Raw genomic sequence first — 19,144 nt, 5'->3', positions numbered from 1 at the left:
GATTACTCCTCTCTATGCTACATAATCACCATTATAACTTACAAGAACTGCATTAGTAACTCCATCTACTTGGCTTAAGTCATTTATAAGACTTGTTTCTCCATCTTTCATTCTTACTTCAAATACCAACTCTATACCTTTTTCTGGTGTAACACTTTTTGATTTTATTTGATATTTAGAAAATACTTTTTTAATTTTATCAGTTGCAATGTCTTCTGAATTCTCATTATTACAATTTACCATCAATATATATGGTGTTTCAGATATTGTTTTGTTTGAAAAGAATATTAGAATCAATCCCATGATTATTGAACCCATAACAGCTAGTGGAATCAAACCTGCACCTAAAACTATACCTGAGCCTAATGACCAAAATAGAAATACCAAATCCATTGGGTCTTTAATTGCTGTTCTAAATCTTACTATAGATAAAGCACCAACCATACCTAGAGATAAAACTACATTTGATGTAACTGCTAATATTACGAAAGTTGTAAGCATTGTAAGTGCTACAAGTGACACATTAAATGGTCGAGAATACATAATCCCCATATAGGTTTTTTTGTAAATCATATATATAAACAAACCTACTAAAAATGCTGAACCTAGAGCTAAAGCACTATCTACAAATGAAAAACCTGATACATTTTCTATAAAACTTGATTTAAAAATATCGTTAAACGTCATAACTAAAATCATCCTTCCTGTTTTTTAATTTTTTTATTTTATTTAGATACTCTTTATATAAGATTTAAATTTCAACCCTATATATACAATCTACTCGATGCATACTTTGAAACTGCTGTAGAAGTAGTTTTATTAATCTGAACCAAATCTTTTATAAAATCTGGTATAAACTCATCATATTTAACTTCCAACACAGTCATATTTTCATCAATAACTGATACTGTTGGCAATTCTTTATTGAATAAATCGACTGAATTTACAGAAGCCTTAATATCACTATCGATTGTAACTCTTACATTTCCAAGTGGATAGACAAAAGCTTCTCTATCATAATCAACTATACTTTTTGCCTCCAATCTTTCACATTTTACTTTTAAATAAAACTCTCTTAATAAGCAGTTTGTCGATTCTTTTAAAAACTCAATGTCATTTTTTAATATCTTCTCTACTTCTTTTTTAGTTAAATTAGCTGATAGTTTTGACGTCATATTATAATGTTTTATTTTCTTCTCCAATTTTATATAAGAAGGGTCATTGTTATAAAATCTTATTCTAAACTTTTCTCTCATTGCAACTCCATTTAACTTATCTAAAAGTGCTTTATCTTCAGGAGTGTCAAAGTATAAACTTCTGATAAGATACTTTCCATCTTTTGATGCATTTCTATCTTTTTTCATTATTGGATAAAGTCTTGATTTTAAAGCTAGGACATCAGCTTCAGTTATTTTGTGTTTCATCTCAAACCTATAGTTTAACTTCTTATTCATTATTATCACCTCTCAATTCATTTAACTATGTTTGATTTATTTTATATTTAGAGTATACTTCACTTGACTTTGTTAAATCTCCGTAAAATAAGTGCATCTTTATGGCATATATGTGGCAAACAAGATTAAGCTGATGAGATATCTATGAATTTATTTATCTAAGTTTTAATAATAAATTACATTTTTATCTGGAAATTAAATTTTATATGGTATTAGATTCTATATAGTCAATGAATATTTGTTTTAGAAAGCAAAAAAGAAGATGTTACTTATAGATAAATCAAATATTTCGAATAAAAAATCAAGTTTATTATTCAAAATGATATAATCTATAGTTCCATCTTCTAAATTTATAATACCAAATAATTAAAAATATATATGCTTAATTATGTTAAAATTAGTTTTACTGCGCTCCAAACAAGTACTAGTGCCATAATAATATTAATTACTTTATAATGCTTGTTTATATATTTTTGTAAAATACCTCCTGCTAGAGCCCATGTCAAAGTACCAGATATGCCAACAAGACTACTACAAACTGCTGCTGATAATAAATATTCAACTGACTGTGACACAGGTATTACATACCCTGTATATACAGTAATAGCAAATATTATAATTTTCACATTAACAAACTGCAAAATAAATCCAGTCCAAAAGGATTCTTTCTTCACCTCACTATCATTGTTTGGTTTGCTCTTAGCTACTTGTATTGCTAACCAAATAATATAAAGTGCTCCTATGTACTTCATAATACCAGTAATCATTGGTATAAACTTTGATAATTCAAGGCATCCAAGAGCACATATAAACATAATACATATAAATCCCATACTAATTCCTATAACCACTGACTTTCCTTTTTTCCATCCATTATTGCTAATTGTGTTTAATGCAAGAATATTATTAGGTCCTGGTGTAAAACCTGTAACAAATGCGTATGGTAAAAAAGATAATAAAACTTCACTCAACACTTGTAATCACTCTCCTTTTATATTATAATACTATAAATTAAACAATAAAAAAAATCGAAATATTTAAATCTATACTTCAATTATATTGAATGAAATGAGGATGAACATGTATTTTAAATACCTACAAACTTTTAAAACTATAATAGAAGAAGGTAGTTTTTCTAAAGCAGCAAATAAACTCAATTACACACAATCAACAATAACATTCCAAGTACAACAATTAGAACAAGAGTTATCTACACACTTATTTGAAAAGATAGGAAGAAAAATGGTTTTAACTAAAGCTGGCAAAAATCTAATACCTTATGTGGATGATGTTCTATGTTCTGTTGATAAAATGAAGAATTTTGGTACTGACTTGTCTGAGCTACGTGGTGATTTACATATCGCAATGGGAGAAACTCTTATTTGTTATAAAATACCTCCTATTTTAAAACGTTTTCATGAAATGGCACCAAATGCAAGGCTATTTCTTCGCTCAATGAATTGCTATGATATTAGGAACTCTTTGCTTGCAGGAAGTATTGATTTAGGAATATTTTATAAAGATATTGGAGGCCTAGGAAATTCCATTTCTACCTATACTGTTGGAGAATCACCTTTGACACTAGTCGCATCCCCAAAAGTAAAAAAACAATTTCCTGATTTTATTACTCCAAACCAAGAATTAGATATACCTTTCATAATAGATGAGCCAGCATGTATTTTTAGACAAATGTTTGAATCATATTTGAATGAAAAAAATATTACTCTAGACCATACGATTGAACTTTGGAGTATACCTACTATTAAAAATTTAGTAAAAAATGATATGGGAGTGTCATACCTTCCTACATTTGCAGTAGAAGATGATTTGAAGACAGGAGAACTATGTGCAATAGATACAGAGTTAGATGATAGAAACATTGTAGCAGTATGTGGTCATCATAAAAATAAGTGGATTAGTCCCCTTATGCAATTATTTATTGATTTAGTTGTTTCAAATGAAAAATAGATAGACTTATTTAAAGTAAGTCTATCTATTTCTTATCATATTGATTATTTTAATTACACAACTTCTTCATCGTATTCACTTGAAAATTGGCTATTATAAAGTTCTTCATAAAATCCTTTATTTTCAATAAGTTCTTTGTGATTTCCTTGTTCAATAATAGTGCCTTCTTTCATTACCAATATTAAATCAGCATCACGAATAGTAGATAATCTATGTGCAATAACGAAGCTAGTTCTTCCCTTCATCAAGTTATTCATTGCCTTTTGAATCTCAACCTCTGTTCTAGTGTCTACACTAGAAGTTGCCTCATCAAGAATTAACACTGATGGGTCTGAAAGTATTGCCCTGGCAATTGTTAAGAGCTGTTTTTGACCTTGAGATAGATTAGAGGCATCCTCAGTCAATACAGTATCATAACCTTGAGGTAAAGTTCTTATAAAGTGGTCTACTCTTGCTGATTTTGCTGCACTTACAATCTCATCCATTGTAGCGTCTGACTTACTATAAGCGATATTTTCTTTTATACTACCATTAAATAACCATGTATCTTGTAGAACCATTCCAAACATAGTTCTAAGTTCTCCACGTTTTAAGTCTTTTATATTAACTCCATCAATAGTAATTCTTCCACCTTGTATCTCATAAAACCTCATAAGTAAATTTACAAGAGTTGTCTTCCCAGCTCCTGTAGGTCCAACAATTGCAATCTTATCTCCTGCGTTCAATTTAATATTAATGTCTTTCATAAGAATAGAATCATCACTATATCCAAATTTAACATGTTCAAATTCTACTTTACCTTTAGGCATGTTGATAACTTTTGAATCTTCTTTGTCCTTTATTTCTTCAACTTCATCCATAACTTTAAAAACTCTCTCTGCAGATGCAATTGCAGCTTGAAGCATATTTACGATATAAGATATCTCTGTAGTAGGCTCTGATGCTTGATTTACATATTGTATAAATGCCTGTATACTACCAAGAGTCATTGCTCCAGTTGATGCAAATACACCTCCCACAACTGCTATAATAACATACCCAATTTGATTTATAAATCTAATAATTGGAGTTATTGCATATGATGAGAACTGAGCTTTTCTACTAGCATTATAAAGATTTTGATTTAATTCTTTGAAATTTTGTATAGTATCTTTTTCTTTGCTAAATGCCTTGACCACTATTTGACCAGTAAACATCTCTTCTATATTGCTATTTAATTCTCCTAATGCTTTTTGATTTTCTGAAAATCTATTTTGTGATTTTCTTGCAATTATAACAGTAATACCTAAAGAAACAATCAATGTTACAGCTGATACTATTGTAAGTGGTATACTTATGCTTATCATCATTACAATAGAACCAATCACTGTGACCACTGCTGTAATAAGTTGCATTAACCCTTCTTGTAAACTATCTGCTACCTTCTCTAAATCATTTGTAACGATACTAAGTGTTTCCCCTTTTTTGTGAGAATCATAGTACTTAAGAGGAAGCTTATTTAATTTATCACTTAAATCTTTTCTCATGTTAAGAACTAAACTTTGTGCAACCCCTGACATAATATATTGTTGTATATATATAAATACTGCACTAATCAAATACAACCCTAGAAGTATTGATATTATACCTCCCATAGTACTAAAATTCACACTGAATTTTGTACCTGTTTGAACTGCAGTTTTAATCCCATTAAATAATTGGTCAATAGCTTTTCCCATAACCATTGGTGCTAAAACTGTAAGAGCTGAACTTACTAATACTGAGATAAAAATCATTAATAACTTAAATTTTTGTTTTTTCATATATTTCAATAATCTTTTAGTTGTCTTTTTTGCATTTTTAGCTTTTTCTGCTGACATATTATCCTCAAAACTAAGTACATCTATATCTTGTTTTTCTGTTATTTTTTCACTCATATTGCACCTCCAAATACACAGATTGATTCTTCACTCTATGCAAGTTCTTCTTTACTAAGTTGTGAATCTGCGATTTGCTTATAAACTTCACAATTTTCAAGTAACTCTTTATGTTTTCCTATACCTACAATTTCCCCATCATTCAAAACTATAATCTGATTAGCATCCATAATTGTACTTATACGCTGTGCTATAATTATAGCTGATGAATCTTTAATTTCATTCTTCAATGCTTTTCTAAGCCTTTTATCTGTCTTGAAATCTAATGCAGAAAAACTATCATCAAAAACATATATTTCTGGTTTTCTAACTAATGCTCTTGCAATAGATATTCTCTGTTTCTGACCACCAGATAAGTTATTTCCTCCTTGTGCTACGAACGAATCATACTTATCTTCCATATCAGAAATGAACTCATCAGCTTGGGCTATATTTGCAGCATGCTTTACTTCTTCAATACTTGCATCTTCTTTTCCATATCTTATATTTTCTTCTATTGTCCCACTAAATAAAAAGGCTTTTTGTGGTACAAATCCAATCTTGTCTCTAAGTTCTTTTTGTGGCATGTTCTTAATATCTTGACCATTTATAGATATTTCTCCAGATTGAATTTCAAAAAAACGTGGTATTATATTTGCAATAGTGGATTTACCAGAACCAGTGCTTCCTATAATTGCAGTTACTTCTCCAGATTTTGCTTCAAATGTTATATTGTTTAAAATAGGTTCCTCCGACTGGGAATATGAAAAAGTTACATTTTTAAATGCTAAATGACCTCTTTCTGAAGTAATATCTTTATATCCATTTCCATCTACAATTTCAGGTTCTATGTCTAAGATTTGGTTTACTCTATCTGCACAAGCTCCTGCTCTAGGTATATACATAAATACCATTACTCCCATAATTAAATAAAATAATATTAAGATACAATACTCAACTAGTGCCATTATATGACCTATCTCCATATTTCCATTACTTACTCTCATACCACCAAACCAAATTATACTCACTATACCTAAGTTCATTATTAACATTACAACAGGCATAAGTATTGCAAATATTTTATTTATTGAAATTGCTGTTTCAGAATAATCTATTGCAGTTTTATCAAATCTCTTTTTTTCAAAATGACTTCTATCAAAAGCTCTTATAACTCTTACTCCAGTTACTACTTCACGTAATACTCTATTCATATTATCCATCTTTATTTGCATCATTTTAAACAATCGGATAAGTTTTTTACCAACCAAAAATGCAGACAACATGAATAGAAACATTACTGCAACAATAATAATTGTCATTACTTTATCTATAGAATATGCTAAGAATAAACCAGAAACAGTTATAATAGGTGCTGGTAATACCAACTGAATAAACATAAACAAAGATTGACCTATTAAAGTAATATCACTAGTACTCCTAGTAATCATTGAAGCTGTACCTATCTTATTAAAATCCTTTATTGATAAGTCTTGTGATTTTACAAATACTGCCTCTCTGATATCTCTACAAAATACAGATGAGAGATTTGAGGATATTTTGCAAACTAAAACAGCTGATAAGGCTGTTATACCTGCTACCACCAACATCATTATACCTGTCTTTACAATATAATCTATATCTCCCTTTACTACACCATTATTTACTATACTTGCTGTAAGTGTTGGTATATATAAAGTTCCAAGAGTCTGTAAAAATGTAAACATCAGTACTGTAACAATTAAAACTCTATATGGTTTTAAAAAACGAATTAATTTTTTCATACAATCACTCTCCTTTATAGAATATTATGATAAACTATACTGTAACAGGATAGTCAAGGAGGAATTTTAATTATGAGTCAAATTTCGAAAAATTATTTCACAACTGGAGAATTTGCAAAGATTTGTGGAGTCAACAAAAAGACGCTTTTTCATTATGATGATATAGGTCTTTTCTCTCCAGAGTTAAAGAAGGAAAATGGATACAGATACTACTCATACCATCAACTCAGTATTTTTAATGTAATTTCTTCACTTAAGGAAATTAAAATGCCTTTAAAAGAAATTAAAACTTATATAGATAAACGGACTCCTAATTTGTTAATTGAACTTTTGGAAAAGAAAACTCTTGATATTAACAATGAAATTGAAAAATTGAATAATATTAAAGCTTTAATGGAATCTACTATTTCATTTACTAAAAAAGCATGTAACATAGATGCAAATACGATTACTTTAAAAGAACATGAAGAAGAGTACTTAGTCAAAACGAATCTTATTTATAAAGAACCCTTTATTGGAGATGATGATGAAAACTTTTTATATGAATGTATTAACTTTATGGATAGCTATGATTTAGGTGATGATGGTATGATTGGTTCAATCATTAAAGGCGAAGATATAATGAATAGAGATTTTGAGTCGTATTCATACTTATTTACAAAAGTTAATAAAGACTATAAGAAATATCCTACATCAATCAAACCAAAAGGGCTTTATGTAACTGCTTATCATAAAGGAAGTTATGAAACTATTAATAAAACTTATGAAAAACTCTTAGAATTTTTCAATCAGAATAATTTATATATGGGAGACTTTGTTTATGAAGAATATCTCCTATATGATATAAGTGTAAGAGATTCTAATGAATATCTAACTCAAATATCAGCAGAAATTAAAATGTAAAAGGAGATACTAAAGAATACAAAAGTTAATGTAAAGATTAATAATAAGAATAGCAAATTAAATAAATTCTTTATAATACTATTATCTAAAGCATACAAAAATTTATTTAAAAAGATGTAAGTAATTTTATATAAAATCACCTACATCTTTATTTATATTCAAACTAATTTCTAGAGTTATCTAATAGCCATTTATCTGCATCTTTATAAAGACTGTCAACCATCTCTGGTCTATCTATTCCAGGGAGTTCTTGATTTATTTTATATCCATCTGTACTAAGCATGTAAGAAAGACTTGCATATGAAGGTCTATAATCCTTTATATCTCCCTTAGAAATTTTGACATCCCCATCCTGATAAACAGGTAAAATTATATCTTTTTCATATATAGCATCCATAGATATTATATACCATATATCGTCTATCTTTTGAGTCTTATACAGAAACTTGACATCTGACTGAAGTTCAACTAAATTTCCATCTATTTCATTTCTAATATGGATAGCTCCCATTGTAATTGATACTGCCTTATCTTTATTTACCCAAACTAATGTATCACATATTTTATGTGGTGCATAAGATTTCATCTTACTTGACTCTTCTACGAACCCCTCTCCACTACCTTGATACCAAGATATTGAAACAGTAGATTCCTTTGCAAAGCATTTTTTCATTTCATCCCATAACGCATTATCTCTACAAAACCTTTCAAATTCTATAAGCTCTTTTACACTATTTTTATCCACTATATCTTCTATAGAATTCTTTCCTGGTCTACTTAATAACATATTCTCAATCTCCTTTTATATAAACTTCTTTTATTTTTAGCAATACTCAATTCATTATCTTACTTTATTACCCTTTATCCATACACCTTTTATATTTCTAGTTGCTACTATATTTTTAATTGGGTCACCTTCAACCATTACTAAATCAGCTCTTTTCCCCTCTCTTATTACTCCACGGTCATTAAGACCTAATAATTTTGCGGGTAAACTTGTTGCACTCTCAAGTACTTCAATTGTATTAAGACCTGCTTTAACTAATAATTCAAATTCACGATGAAGAGATTCTCCATGTTTCACTATACTAACAGAATTTTTATCATTGTTTGCATCAGTTCCAGCTAATATCATCACTCCAGCTTTTTTCAATGTAGCTGTATTTTCTATTGCTGTTTCTAACCTAACATCTTCTCTTCCTGTAGCTTTCTTTATATTTGATATTATACTTTCCATCATAACTATAGTTGGAATTGATATAAGATTTTTCTCTTTTATCCTTTTGGCTACATCCTCAGATAATTTACCTATAAAAGGAATATGATTTATTACATCAACATTTGCTTTTTCTGCATATTCATAAGCTATAGTTGTAGGTGCATGAGCAAATACTTTTTTCCCATGTTCATGAGATATCTCAACTACTCTTTTTATTGTCTCAAAATCAAAAGCCGTTTTAGATGTTTTAGGGTCTTCTATTATGATTTTTACAAAATCTGCTCCTTGTTTAATTTGTTTCTTAGCAAAATTTTCAGCATCTTCAATAGTATGTATTTTACTATCTTTAAACCCCATTCCCATGAGATGAGGGTGAGATTCTGGTGCAACAGGTTCATATACACTACGAATATCAGTTAATCCGTCTAAATTTCTTAAAGATTCTACTACATCTTTACTATTAGTCGCCATATCAAGCATAGTAGTTATACCCCAATCAGTTGCGTCCTCCAAGTTTTTTAAACTATCCAAATGTATATGAGAATCAATAAATCCTGGAAGTAAAGTGCATCCTTCTCCATCTATAGTAATATCAGCTATTGTTTTTGATGATATAACACCATCTTTTATTACAACACTCCTTTGTTCTGAAAGTTTTTCTCCATCAAATATTTTAACATTCGTAATTTTAGTTACTGCCATACTCCACACTCCCTTTATTTTTATTTATTAAAAATCTAATTCTTATTTAATTAAAAATTTCTTACTTTGATATTTTCTTAATTTATATAACTAATTATATATAAATTAATTTACCTAAACTATGTGTTATAACCTAAACTTTGATGTAAAATATACTATATTGATTGTGCTATAGTACAATAAAGTATAACTAGAGGGGGTTTAGCATGAAATTAGCAGATTTAATGAAGGATATATCTCAATATATCTCAGTATTAAAGCCATTTACAGATGAATATATAGACATTACTAGCTTGAATATTTATAAGAATAATCAAACTGAATTTACTACTGGATGTTTATATTTAGGAAATATATCAGATATTACTGTGGATTTGAACAATATAAATTTTTTAGGTATATTTATACAAAATGAAGTTAACATTGATTTAGAAAGATACAATTTAAACTCAAATATTTGTATCATAAAATCAAAAAAAGAAAAGTATGACCTTTTTAGTGAATTGTTAAATATTATGAATCAAGAAATACATCTTAGTTTATGCTCTCAAAGGTTTTTTGATGTAGTTTCTGAGAATAAAGGTATACAATATTTAATTGATATAGCACATGAAGAATTTGGCTATCCTATGATAATTCGTGACTCTACCTTTAAAGTTTTGGCTTATTCTTACGATGTTAGTGATATATTACAACTTACTGAAGATTCTAATGGAGACAAATATTTAGACGAAGAAACTATAAATTACATAAAATATCAAAATATACATAAAAAAATACATTATAATAAATCTATTAAAGAAGAAAATAAACCAGACAACTGGCTTGGTACATTAATCTCATCCGTATGTGTAGAAGAAATTGAAATAGCTCATATAGCTATCTGTGAATGGAAAATTCCATTTAATGAATTTCACTTCAAATTATTAGAATCACTTAATAAAGCTTTATCTCTAGAACTACAAAAAAATAATCTATTTAATATAGATAAAAAACTTATTCCTAATTATATACTTTCTGATTTGTTAGAAAAAAAATATCTAGATGATGATACTATAAGCAGAAGATTTCATTATTTAAATTGGACTAAGTCAAATTCATTAAACATAATGGTGATAGTGAACAAAGATAATAATTACTTTGACAGTAAAGTTCCTTTTATTATGCAGTCTTTAAGTGCATTTATACCATCTAATAATTGTGTAGTATATAAGTCTGCTTTAGTTGTTTTTATTAATGATTCTTTAATTCATAATTTAATTGAGCATGAAAATAAAGAATTTATTAATTACTTAAAACTAAATTCACTTTATGCTGGAATAAGCCCAAGATTTTCAAAGCTATCTGATAGTTGGAAGTATTATATTCAAGCCAAAAAAGCTAGTGAAATTGCTCAAAAATATAACATAAACTTTTCTCCATTTGGGAAAAGCATACCATATATCCTCTACGAGCTACTCAGTGCCAACTATGATTTATATGACCTCAATCATCCTGCTGTAACCAAACTAATTGAAGAAGATAAAAAAAATGGTTCTAATTTGTTAGAGACCTTAAAGCAATATATCTACTTTAATAATTCGCCAAGCAAAGCAGCTGAAGTTTTAAATATCCATAGAAATACTCTGTTTTATAGAATTAATAAAATAAAAGAAATTACAGGTATTACACTAGACTATGCTGATGAAATACTTCAGATTTATATTTCTATAAAAATGATTGAAATTAACTCAAGAAATAAGACCTGTTTCAACACATATACAGGCATGTAAAAGCATTTTGACACACTTAAATCACCATTGTAAAAGATATTTGATAGATTTTACCCTCTCAATATGACAAAATAATTATGAAAGGAGCGATAGCTACATGGAAATTGGAAAGAAACTGAAAGATGCTCGTATAAATTCTGGATTGACACAGGAAAAAGTTGCAGAAAAAATTAATGTATCACGACAAACAATTTCAAATTGGGAAAATGAGAAATCTTATCCAGATATTATAAGCGTTATCAAACTAAGTGATTTGTATTCCATTAGCTTAGATGAATTATTGAAAGGAGATAATAAAATGATTGAACATTTAGAAGAAAGTACAAATGTAGTTTATAGTAATAAAAAGTTAATAACTGCAATTATTATCAATATTATGTTACTTATTTTATTTGTGCTATTTAATAGATTTATACCAGACAACTACTACTTTATGGCTAGTGTATTTTGTATAGCAATAATAAGTTCATCAGCATTGTTCTACCAAATTATAAGAAAATTTTAGGAGGTGTACTCATTATGGAAGCGAATAAAACTATGCTTATTTTGATATGTTCTGCTGTAGCTCTTGTGGGTTCAGTTGGTGTTGTATATCAAATTTATCATATGACTGTGATTGATGCAAAAGCTCGTGGATTAAAACATCCTAAATTGTGGGGATTATTTGCTATGAATGGTAATAATTCGAGTGGTTTAATAATATACTTAATAGGTAGACGAAAATACCCTATTATAAATATGTCTAAAGAAGATTGCAAAGAAATTGAATCTAGAAAAAAATCAGTTGGAGTTGGATTGATTTTTTTGGCTATCAGCGCTATAGGTTTGGTAATCTGTATTACATTATTTTGAGTTAAAAAAATGCTAGTAAATGGCTAGATTAACTGTTTTTATTATCCACAAATAATAAATTATACTATTTTAAAACTATAAAAAGCAAGGAGAATTTATATGAAATTGTCTAATAAAAAGGAAGCGAAAGATGAAAAATCAGAAATGAAGCAGTATATAACTGGAGCAGGAGGTTGTATTGTCAGCAAATCAATTCTCAATGGTACATCAAAATTGAAGTGGCTTTTTAGAGAAGACAGTAAATTTGGAAATGGATGGATTGCTTTTGGAGATACAGATACACAAGAGTATATTGACAATCCTAAAAACATGACAATTATAGATTTTAATACTCTTATTAATATTGAACCAACTACTTTAAATATTTTTTATATGCCTATAGGAACAGACCTAGAATTTCGCTCTGATAAAAGTGGAAAATATTTTATTGACACAAACACAAGAAAAGAAATTAGAGAACTAGTTAAACATCCTGCACAAATAGCATTTGAAAAGAACCTAAAATTTTTAAATCAGGAAAATTATCCAGTAGAATTCTTTCAAAGCTTGTTTCAGAAAAGTGACAAACTTGAATCCTTAATTGTGGGAGAGACAGATTTTCCAAGTGGAGAAGTTGTCCTTGCAGACCCTCTTGCATACTTAGGTAGTGAATATGAAACTTATTTAGAAAGAAAAATACCATCTGGAAGTTATCCTGTAGAAATTTCTATCTGTCATTCTGAAATTGTCGGACTTAGAATTGTAGCAACTAGATTAATTATTAGTGACAAACAACCTATTAAGTATGAAATTGCTATGCCAAAAGGAAAGAAAATCGATGACTTTGGACAAGCAGGAGCATGGACTTTCTTTGGTGTAGATACAGGATTAGCTTGCTTTTCAGATGCAAAGGTTGCAGAAAAATACAAAGAATTTATAATAAAATGGCAAAATGAAAATCCAGATAAAAATAAATATAACGATTATTTTTCAGCACTTTTTGAAAAAAGCTATGAAATGTATCCAAATGTACAGAATAAATATGGCAATTTTTTGATTTGGCAATTACCACAAACACCTTATAGATTAATTATGCTAACAAGTGGTATGGGTGATGGTATTTATAGTGGATACTGGGGACTTGATGCAGATGGAGAAGCCACAGAACTTATAATACCATTTATGAATCCTACATATTTTTAAACCATAAAACTTATTGCCAATTTGGTTTTAATAAATGGAATTGTTTTAAAATACATAATACTTAATTATACATGAAAATAAGGCTATGCTTTTTATAGTCATAGCCTTTAACAAATACTTACAAATTCACTACATTAGTCAACTTTTTTAATAATTTAACTATATACTCAAACTATATCTTCTAAATTCACTGTATGTATAATTCTTCTTCAAATAAACAGTAAGAATTTTTTCCAGAGGCCTTCACATTATAAAGAGCTCTATCTGCATTTTTAAACAATTCTAAAAATGAATTTCCATTTTGAGGATGTCTTGCAATACCTATACTAACAGAAGCCTCAAAGCTAAAACTTAAATCATTGTAGTTCTCATAAAGTACTCTATTTAATTCTTTAGCTTTTTTATGTAAATTTACTTCTGAATGATAATCTTGCATATATACTACAAATTCATCTCCACCAATTCTTCCAACTAAATCTTCATTCCCAAAACTATCTTGTATCTTCTCAGCAAAAGTTTTTAATACAAAATCACCAAATGGATGCCCAAAATTATCATTTATTTCTTTAAAATCGTCCAAATCAATAACGAATAATGCATCTTTTTTATTACTTTTATTTGTGGATATAACTTCTTCTACTAATTTTTCAAATGTACCTTTATTGTATATATTTGTCAATGAGTCACTTTCTGCTCTAGTTTTCAACTCTTCGTATTTTTTTATATCACTATCTACATCTACAATTACGCCTACAACCTTCAAAAGTTCATTTTCGTCACTAAAAATCTTTGTTACTGATGTTCTACACCAAATGTATTCGCCATTAGACTTTTTTAAACGATATATTACTTGATTATGTTTGTTATTTTCTTTAATACTCTTAATAAAAGCTTCAAACGTACTATAATCTTCATGATGAACTAATTCTTTATCCATAACCTCTTTTAAAAGATTCTCACATTTACTGCTATATCCAAATTTTTCAGTCCATGCTTGAGATACAAATGATTTATTTTCTTTAGTATTCCATTCAAAGACTACAGAATCAGTCTGTTCAACAATAATTTTATAACGTTCATTACTGAGTCTTAATTCTTCCTTATGAATTATTTCTTGCTCAAGTATTTCATACTTCATAGATAATTTAGTTTTATCTACAATAGATTTAAATAGATAAAATACAATAAAATTAATATATAAAATACCAACACTTGATATTAAGTTTAGAAATTTTAAACTTTCAGAACTAAAAAACTTATTTATATCAAAGATAGAAATAGTCAGAAATAAACTTAATAAAGGTATTGCAAGTAAAGTAATCCAATACTTTATTGGCATATCTGAATGTACATCTTTTTTAAATAAACAAACAATCTTGCATATAAATAAAAAAACTATTTTAGATAAAATTGTAGCTACTATTCTTATAGCATTGTTTTTAAGCATTATTTCGAAGCCTTCTTTTATAAATAAAACAAAAATACTTGTGACTACAATTTCTGATAATATAAAGAATACATTTAATAAAACAGTAGCAAACAATCGTGTCTTTATATTTCCTTCATATAAAAATGATGATGAAAAAACAAGGATGAAAATTAAAGGAATTGTTATCGCAGGATTTAAGGTTATTAAATTACAGGTCCCTAAACATATTATAAAACCCAATCTAGCATATCTTATAGCTCTTGTGTATCCTTCTTTCTGCCCTAAAAAATCTGATAAAAACATATGGACAACAAAAGCTTCAAAGATAACTGTTACTAAATTTGTAATATCAAAAAGCAGTTGTTCTTTCATACATATTTTTTATAAAATAAGAAGCTTACTTAAACTAAATACACTTCAGATTTTATTTTTCCTTTCTGCATATATATTTAAGCATCTACCTTAATTGTCAACCATTATAATATATGTCAGCTTAATATTGTTCTTTTTTCAACAGTATACAATAGATATATGTAAAAAACAACTTCAAATATTGACATATTTTCTTTAATATATATCAATATTATCTTTATAACTTAAATACTATAGTAAACTTAGCTCCTTTTTTACCATTTTCAGCATATATACGTCCACCATGTTTATTTACAATAGATTTAACTATTGATAATCCAATTCCATGATTTCCCCCAACTCCCTTATAAAATCGTTCAAAAATATGAGGTAAATCGTCTTTATTAATACCAATCCCATCATCTTCAACTACAACAACTATATTTTTTTGATTATATTTACATACTATTTTAATTTCATTCTTAGCATACCTTAAAGCATTTTCTATAAGATTCATAAATGCTTTGGATACATTTTTTTCATCACATTCAAATAGAACCATTTCTTCATCAAACTCATAAATAAATTTTATACCTTTATTTGTCGCTCTTACATTTTGTCTAGAACCACAGTTTGAAAGTACTTCCCTTAAATCACATTCTACAAGGTCATAATCTTTAGTTATATTATCAATTTTAGATATATATAACAAATCTTCGACCATATCACTCAATCTATCACTTTCTTCAAGTATTATATCACTTGCATGTTTGCTATCTATTACATTATACTTTATGGCTTCTGCATAACCTTTAATGGACATAAGTGGAGTCCTAAGTTCATGAGAAGCATTTTGAAAAAATATTTTTTGTTCATTATCATACTTATCAAGATATTCAGCACTCTTATTCATAATATTTGAAAGTTCTACTAATTCCTTATCTGAAAAGTCAAAGTAAGTTCTTTTAAAATCCCCATGACCCATTTTTTTTGCAAAACCACACAACTCTTTTATAGGTTTAGCAATTTTCTCAGATAAAACTACAGCTGTAAATATTGCTAATATCCCAGCAAAACACATTACAAATATCAATACAATGTTTATCTTTTGAACTAGATTTAAAGTTTTTGATATATCTATAAAAAGAATCAAATACTTATCTTGTTCTCCATATATACTAGTTATTTTTACAGTCGAAATATAGTAATCCTTACTTCCAGTAGAGATACGTGTGTTTTCATCTGAGTTTAAGTCTAGTTTTTCATTTTGGATACACTTTTTAATCGATTCCATCTCATCAATATTCTTTAAAAAATCATCCTCTCTTGTTGGAAATATCAAGTTATACTTCGAATCAATCACCATAGCATCAGCATCTGATTGTGTTTCTGCCATCCTAACTTTATCTTGTACATTTCTCATAAAATTAGATAATGCTTTTGGCGGAAGCTTTCCATCATCTTGAGGAGGCTTGATAGGTCTAAAATTACTATCCATATGTTCTACTATTTCTGTAGATTTTGTTAGCTCTTCATTTGCAGTAGTTTTTATGTATGTATCAAGCAATACATTAAAAGATACTAATATTATCATAAAAACTACAATTATTAAACACAATATACTCAATAAAATCCTAGTTTTTATACTTATATTTTTCTTTGAAAATTTTAATTTAAGTATGGATTTAATCTTAGTTGTTCTCTTTTTATCATTTTTATTTTCCATCTGAATTTTTCTCCTTTAATCTAAACCCAAACCCCCAGACAGTTTCTATCAAAATATTTGTATCTAAAATTTTTTTACGTAGTCTCTTTACTGTATCATCAGCAGCTCTTGTCTCAACTTCAATATCATATCCCCATATTTTATTTAATAATTCATCTCTAGAAACTGCCCTGTCTCTATTTTCAAACAAATAGGTTAATAAGTTGTATTCATTTGGTGTTAAGTCTATATTGTCACTTTTATTTGTAACGATTTTATTCTTTTTATTTATTGTTATATCACCAAATTTCAATTCCATATCTACAGAATCACCATACTTATCATAAATTTGTTTCTTTTCAAATTCTATCCTTCTAAATATCGACTTTACTCTCATAACTAAAGACATTGGGCTAAATGGCTTTGTAAAATAATCATCACTACCCAAAGTTATCCCTGTAATATAATCTATATCTGTATCTCTTGCAGTAAGCATGATTATTGGAACGGTACTCTTCTCACGAAGTTTTGTACATACATCAAAACCACTTAAACCAGGCATCATTATATCTAGGATTACTAAGTCACACTCTTTTTTATTAAATTGCTCTAAAAGTTCATCACCTGTTTTAAAATCCATAACATCATGGCCTTCATTTTTTAAGAATGTCTTTACCAAATTTCTTATATTATCTTCGTCATCTGCTATATAAATTAACTTATTCATACACTCACTCCTTAATAAACTCTTAATTTAAATTAAATAGTATAAATACATTGATTAAACAATAAAATCCCAATCTGTAAGATAAATAATATTTTTTACTATATTTAAATTATATCAGCTTTTTATGCTACATTAGTTTTAAAATTGTTTAGATTTTAAGGCAATTTTAAGGCAAAAACAAATTATTATAGAATTTATCAGACTCAGTACAAATTGTTATAAAATAATAATCCAACTTCTAACTATATTTATTCATTTTCTAGCAAAACCGATATTTCTCAGACTTTTTGTTGAATATTCAAATAATTAATATTATAAACTAAATAACTTAAATAAAAATAGCTATCTTTAAATAAATTTTATTATTTAAAGATAGCTATTTTTTACTTAAATCTAATTATATTCTTATACTAATTTATAATCTTTTGGACTCAGTTTACTTGCTGCTGCTTCATCTACTATAACTATAGTATCTTTGTGAAGTTGAAGTATAGAACCAGGAACTTCTGGAGTTATATCTCCATAAACAGTTTTGTATACTGCATCAGCTTTTTCTTCTCCTGAAGCTAAAAGTAATATTTTTTTAGATTTTAATATTAAACCAATTCCCATACTTACAGCTTTTTTAGGGACATCTTCTCTTGATTCAAAGAATCTTGCATTAGCTTCTATTGTAGATTCTGTAAGTTCAACTACATGAGTTCTTTTTGCAAATTTATTGTCAGGCTCGTTAAAACCTATGTGAGCATTACGACCTATTCCAAGTACTTGTACATCTATACCACCAGCTGCATCTATAGAAGCTTCATAATTTATACATTCTTCTTCAATATCATCAGCCATTCCATTTGGTAGATGAGTATTCTCTAACTTTATATTTACATGATTAAATAGATTCTCTTTCATAAAATAATCATAGCTTTGGTCATTAGATACTGGTAACTTATAATATTCATCTAAATTAAAGCTTATTACATCTGAAAAATCTACTATGTTATCGTTATATTTTTTTACTAAATCTCTATACATACCTACTGGTGTACTTCCTGTAGCTAGTCCTAATATTGAATTTGGTTTTAAAACTATTTGAGCTGCTATCATCTCAGCTGCTTTTTTACTCATTCCATCATAATCTTTACATACTAATACTCTCATCTTGTTCCTCCTAAATTTTAGCTAATGCTTTAATTGATATAAATTC

At 27.9% G+C, this 19,144-nt stretch carries 17 protein-coding genes; 6 read left to right on the top strand and 11 right to left on the bottom strand.

Annotated features, from left to right (window positions below; all coding sequences use genetic code 11):
- Positions 1-12 precede the first annotated feature (12 nt).
- From Q3223_RS14525 to Q3223_RS14515, 3 genes are all read right to left on the bottom strand, one after another.
- Positions 13-687 carry a DUF4956 domain-containing protein gene (locus tag Q3223_RS14525; RefSeq protein WP_407812130.1) on the bottom strand — a complete coding sequence of 225 codons (675 nt, stop codon included), beginning with the start codon at positions 685-687 and terminating at the stop codon, positions 13-15.
- A gap of 77 nt (positions 688-764) precedes the next feature.
- Complete coding sequence (locus Q3223_RS14520) at positions 765-1,454, bottom strand: polyphosphate polymerase domain-containing protein (protein ID WP_407812129.1); 690 nt, start codon at positions 1,452-1,454, stop codon at positions 765-767.
- Positions 1,455-1,840: 386 nt separating this feature from the next.
- Positions 1,841-2,428, bottom strand: a complete 588-nt coding sequence (locus Q3223_RS14515; RefSeq protein WP_223153194.1) for a LysE family transporter — start codon at positions 2,426-2,428, stop codon at positions 1,841-1,843.
- A gap of 106 nt (positions 2,429-2,534) precedes the next feature.
- Between Q3223_RS14515 and Q3223_RS14510 the strand changes: the two genes are divergently transcribed.
- Entirely contained in the window at positions 2,535-3,422 is an 888-nt protein-coding gene (locus tag Q3223_RS14510; RefSeq protein WP_054269566.1) for a LysR family transcriptional regulator, read from the top strand.
- Positions 3,423-3,475: 53 nt separating this feature from the next.
- On the opposite strand, the gene Q3223_RS14505 is transcribed toward Q3223_RS14510, so the two are convergent.
- The gene (locus Q3223_RS14505) at positions 3,476-5,338 is read right to left on the bottom strand and encodes an ABC transporter ATP-binding protein (protein WP_219674237.1); all 1,863 of its coding nucleotides are present in this window, start codon (positions 5,336-5,338) and stop codon (positions 3,476-3,478) included.
- Between the two features lie 35 nt (positions 5,339-5,373).
- Positions 5,374-7,101, bottom strand: coding sequence for an ABC transporter ATP-binding protein (locus tag Q3223_RS14500; protein ID WP_074178261.1), 1,728 nt, complete (start codon positions 7,099-7,101; stop codon positions 5,374-5,376).
- 72 nt (positions 7,102-7,173) lie between these two features.
- On the opposite strand from Q3223_RS14500, the gene Q3223_RS14495 reads away from it, so the two are divergent.
- Entirely contained in the window at positions 7,174-8,004 is an 831-nt protein-coding gene (locus tag Q3223_RS14495; RefSeq protein WP_407812128.1) for a MerR family transcriptional regulator, read from the top strand.
- Positions 8,005-8,167: 163 nt separating this feature from the next.
- On the opposite strand, the gene Q3223_RS14490 is transcribed toward Q3223_RS14495, so the two are convergent.
- Positions 8,168-8,791 (bottom strand): hypothetical protein, encoded by a 624-nt coding sequence (locus Q3223_RS14490; RefSeq protein WP_223153196.1) that lies wholly within the window; start codon positions 8,789-8,791, stop codon positions 8,168-8,170.
- Between the two features lie 54 nt (positions 8,792-8,845).
- Positions 8,846-9,925 (bottom strand): amidohydrolase family protein, encoded by a 1,080-nt coding sequence (locus tag Q3223_RS14485; RefSeq protein WP_243194096.1) that lies wholly within the window; start codon positions 9,923-9,925, stop codon positions 8,846-8,848.
- A gap of 206 nt (positions 9,926-10,131) precedes the next feature.
- On the opposite strand from Q3223_RS14485, the gene Q3223_RS14480 reads away from it, so the two are divergent.
- The 4 genes from Q3223_RS14480 to Q3223_RS14465 all read left to right on the top strand — a co-directional run bounded on the left by Q3223_RS14480 (position 10,132) and on the right by Q3223_RS14465 (position 13,731).
- On the top strand, positions 10,132-11,697 hold the full coding sequence (locus Q3223_RS14480; RefSeq protein ID WP_407812127.1) for a PucR family transcriptional regulator: 1,566 nt from the start codon (positions 10,132-10,134) through the stop codon (positions 11,695-11,697).
- Positions 11,698-11,794: 97 nt separating this feature from the next.
- On the top strand, positions 11,795-12,202 hold the full coding sequence (locus tag Q3223_RS14475; protein WP_407812126.1) for a helix-turn-helix domain-containing protein: 408 nt from the start codon (positions 11,795-11,797) through the stop codon (positions 12,200-12,202).
- A gap of 14 nt (positions 12,203-12,216) precedes the next feature.
- Positions 12,217-12,549 carry a hypothetical protein gene (locus Q3223_RS14470; RefSeq protein ID WP_407812125.1) on the top strand — a complete coding sequence of 111 codons (333 nt, stop codon included), beginning with the start codon at positions 12,217-12,219 and terminating at the stop codon, positions 12,547-12,549.
- Positions 12,550-12,648: 99 nt separating this feature from the next.
- The gene (locus Q3223_RS14465) at positions 12,649-13,731 is read left to right on the top strand and encodes a DUF2185 domain-containing protein (protein ID WP_054269558.1); all 1,083 of its coding nucleotides are present in this window, start codon (positions 12,649-12,651) and stop codon (positions 13,729-13,731) included.
- 187 nt (positions 13,732-13,918) lie between these two features.
- On the opposite strand, the gene Q3223_RS14460 is transcribed toward Q3223_RS14465, so the two are convergent.
- From Q3223_RS14460 to nagB, 4 genes are all read right to left on the bottom strand, one after another.
- Positions 13,919-15,532: a sensor domain-containing diguanylate cyclase gene (locus Q3223_RS14460; RefSeq protein WP_219674232.1), complete on the bottom strand. Its 1,614-nt coding sequence runs from the start codon at positions 15,530-15,532 to the stop codon at positions 13,919-13,921.
- Between the two features lie 217 nt (positions 15,533-15,749).
- Positions 15,750-17,237, bottom strand: coding sequence for a sensor histidine kinase (locus Q3223_RS14455; RefSeq protein WP_407812124.1), 1,488 nt, complete (start codon positions 17,235-17,237; stop codon positions 15,750-15,752).
- Positions 17,227-17,943, bottom strand: a complete 717-nt coding sequence (locus Q3223_RS14450) for a response regulator transcription factor (protein ID WP_054269556.1) — start codon at positions 17,941-17,943, stop codon at positions 17,227-17,229. Before Q3223_RS14450 ends, Q3223_RS14455 begins: the two co-directional genes overlap by 11 nt.
- A gap of 405 nt (positions 17,944-18,348) precedes the next feature.
- Entirely contained in the window at positions 18,349-19,098 is a 750-nt protein-coding gene (gene nagB, locus Q3223_RS14445; RefSeq protein ID WP_284181744.1) for a glucosamine-6-phosphate deaminase, read from the bottom strand.
- Positions 19,099-19,144: the final 46 nt, after the last annotated feature.

This window comes from Clostridioides sp. GD02367 (assembly GCF_045900275.1).
Classification (GTDB): domain Bacteria; phylum Bacillota; class Clostridia; order Peptostreptococcales; family Peptostreptococcaceae; genus Clostridioides; species Clostridioides difficile_A.
This window is presented reverse-complemented; position numbering and strand designations above follow the sequence as displayed.

What these genes read in the sequence shown, in the direction of transcription:
- Q3223_RS14525 (WP_407812130.1), bottom strand. Translation starts at nt 687, where the DNA reads ATGACGTTTAACGATATTTTTAAATCAAGTTTTATAGAAAATGTATCA.
- Q3223_RS14520 (WP_407812129.1), bottom strand. Translation starts at nt 1,454, where the DNA reads ATGAATAAGAAGTTAAACTATAGGTTTGAGATGAAACACAAAATAACT.
- Q3223_RS14510 (WP_054269566.1), top strand. Translation starts at nt 2,535, where the DNA reads ATGTATTTTAAATACCTACAAACTTTTAAAACTATAATAGAAGAAGGT.
- Q3223_RS14505 (WP_219674237.1), bottom strand. Translation starts at nt 5,338, where the DNA reads ATGAGTGAAAAAATAACAGAAAAACAAGATATAGATGTACTTAGTTTT.
- Q3223_RS14500 (WP_074178261.1), bottom strand. Translation starts at nt 7,101, where the DNA reads ATGAAAAAATTAATTCGTTTTTTAAAACCATATAGAGTTTTAATTGTT.
- Q3223_RS14495 (WP_407812128.1), top strand. Translation starts at nt 7,174, where the DNA reads ATGAGTCAAATTTCGAAAAATTATTTCACAACTGGAGAATTTGCAAAG.
- Q3223_RS14490 (WP_223153196.1), bottom strand. Translation starts at nt 8,791, where the DNA reads ATGTTATTAAGTAGACCAGGAAAGAATTCTATAGAAGATATAGTGGAT.
- Q3223_RS14485 (WP_243194096.1), bottom strand. Translation starts at nt 9,925, where the DNA reads ATGGCAGTAACTAAAATTACGAATGTTAAAATATTTGATGGAGAAAAA.
- Q3223_RS14480 (WP_407812127.1), top strand. Translation starts at nt 10,132, where the DNA reads ATGAAATTAGCAGATTTAATGAAGGATATATCTCAATATATCTCAGTA.
- Q3223_RS14475 (WP_407812126.1), top strand. Translation starts at nt 11,795, where the DNA reads ATGGAAATTGGAAAGAAACTGAAAGATGCTCGTATAAATTCTGGATTG.
- Q3223_RS14470 (WP_407812125.1), top strand. Translation starts at nt 12,217, where the DNA reads ATGGAAGCGAATAAAACTATGCTTATTTTGATATGTTCTGCTGTAGCT.
- Q3223_RS14465 (WP_054269558.1), top strand. Translation starts at nt 12,649, where the DNA reads ATGAAATTGTCTAATAAAAAGGAAGCGAAAGATGAAAAATCAGAAATG.
- Q3223_RS14460 (WP_219674232.1), bottom strand. Translation starts at nt 15,532, where the DNA reads ATGAAAGAACAACTGCTTTTTGATATTACAAATTTAGTAACAGTTATC.
- Q3223_RS14455 (WP_407812124.1), bottom strand. Translation starts at nt 17,237, where the DNA reads ATGGAAAATAAAAATGATAAAAAGAGAACAACTAAGATTAAATCCATA.
- Q3223_RS14450 (WP_054269556.1), bottom strand. Translation starts at nt 17,943, where the DNA reads ATGAATAAGTTAATTTATATAGCAGATGACGAAGATAATATAAGAAAT.
- nagB (WP_284181744.1), bottom strand. Translation starts at nt 19,098, where the DNA reads ATGAGAGTATTAGTATGTAAAGATTATGATGGAATGAGTAAAAAAGCA.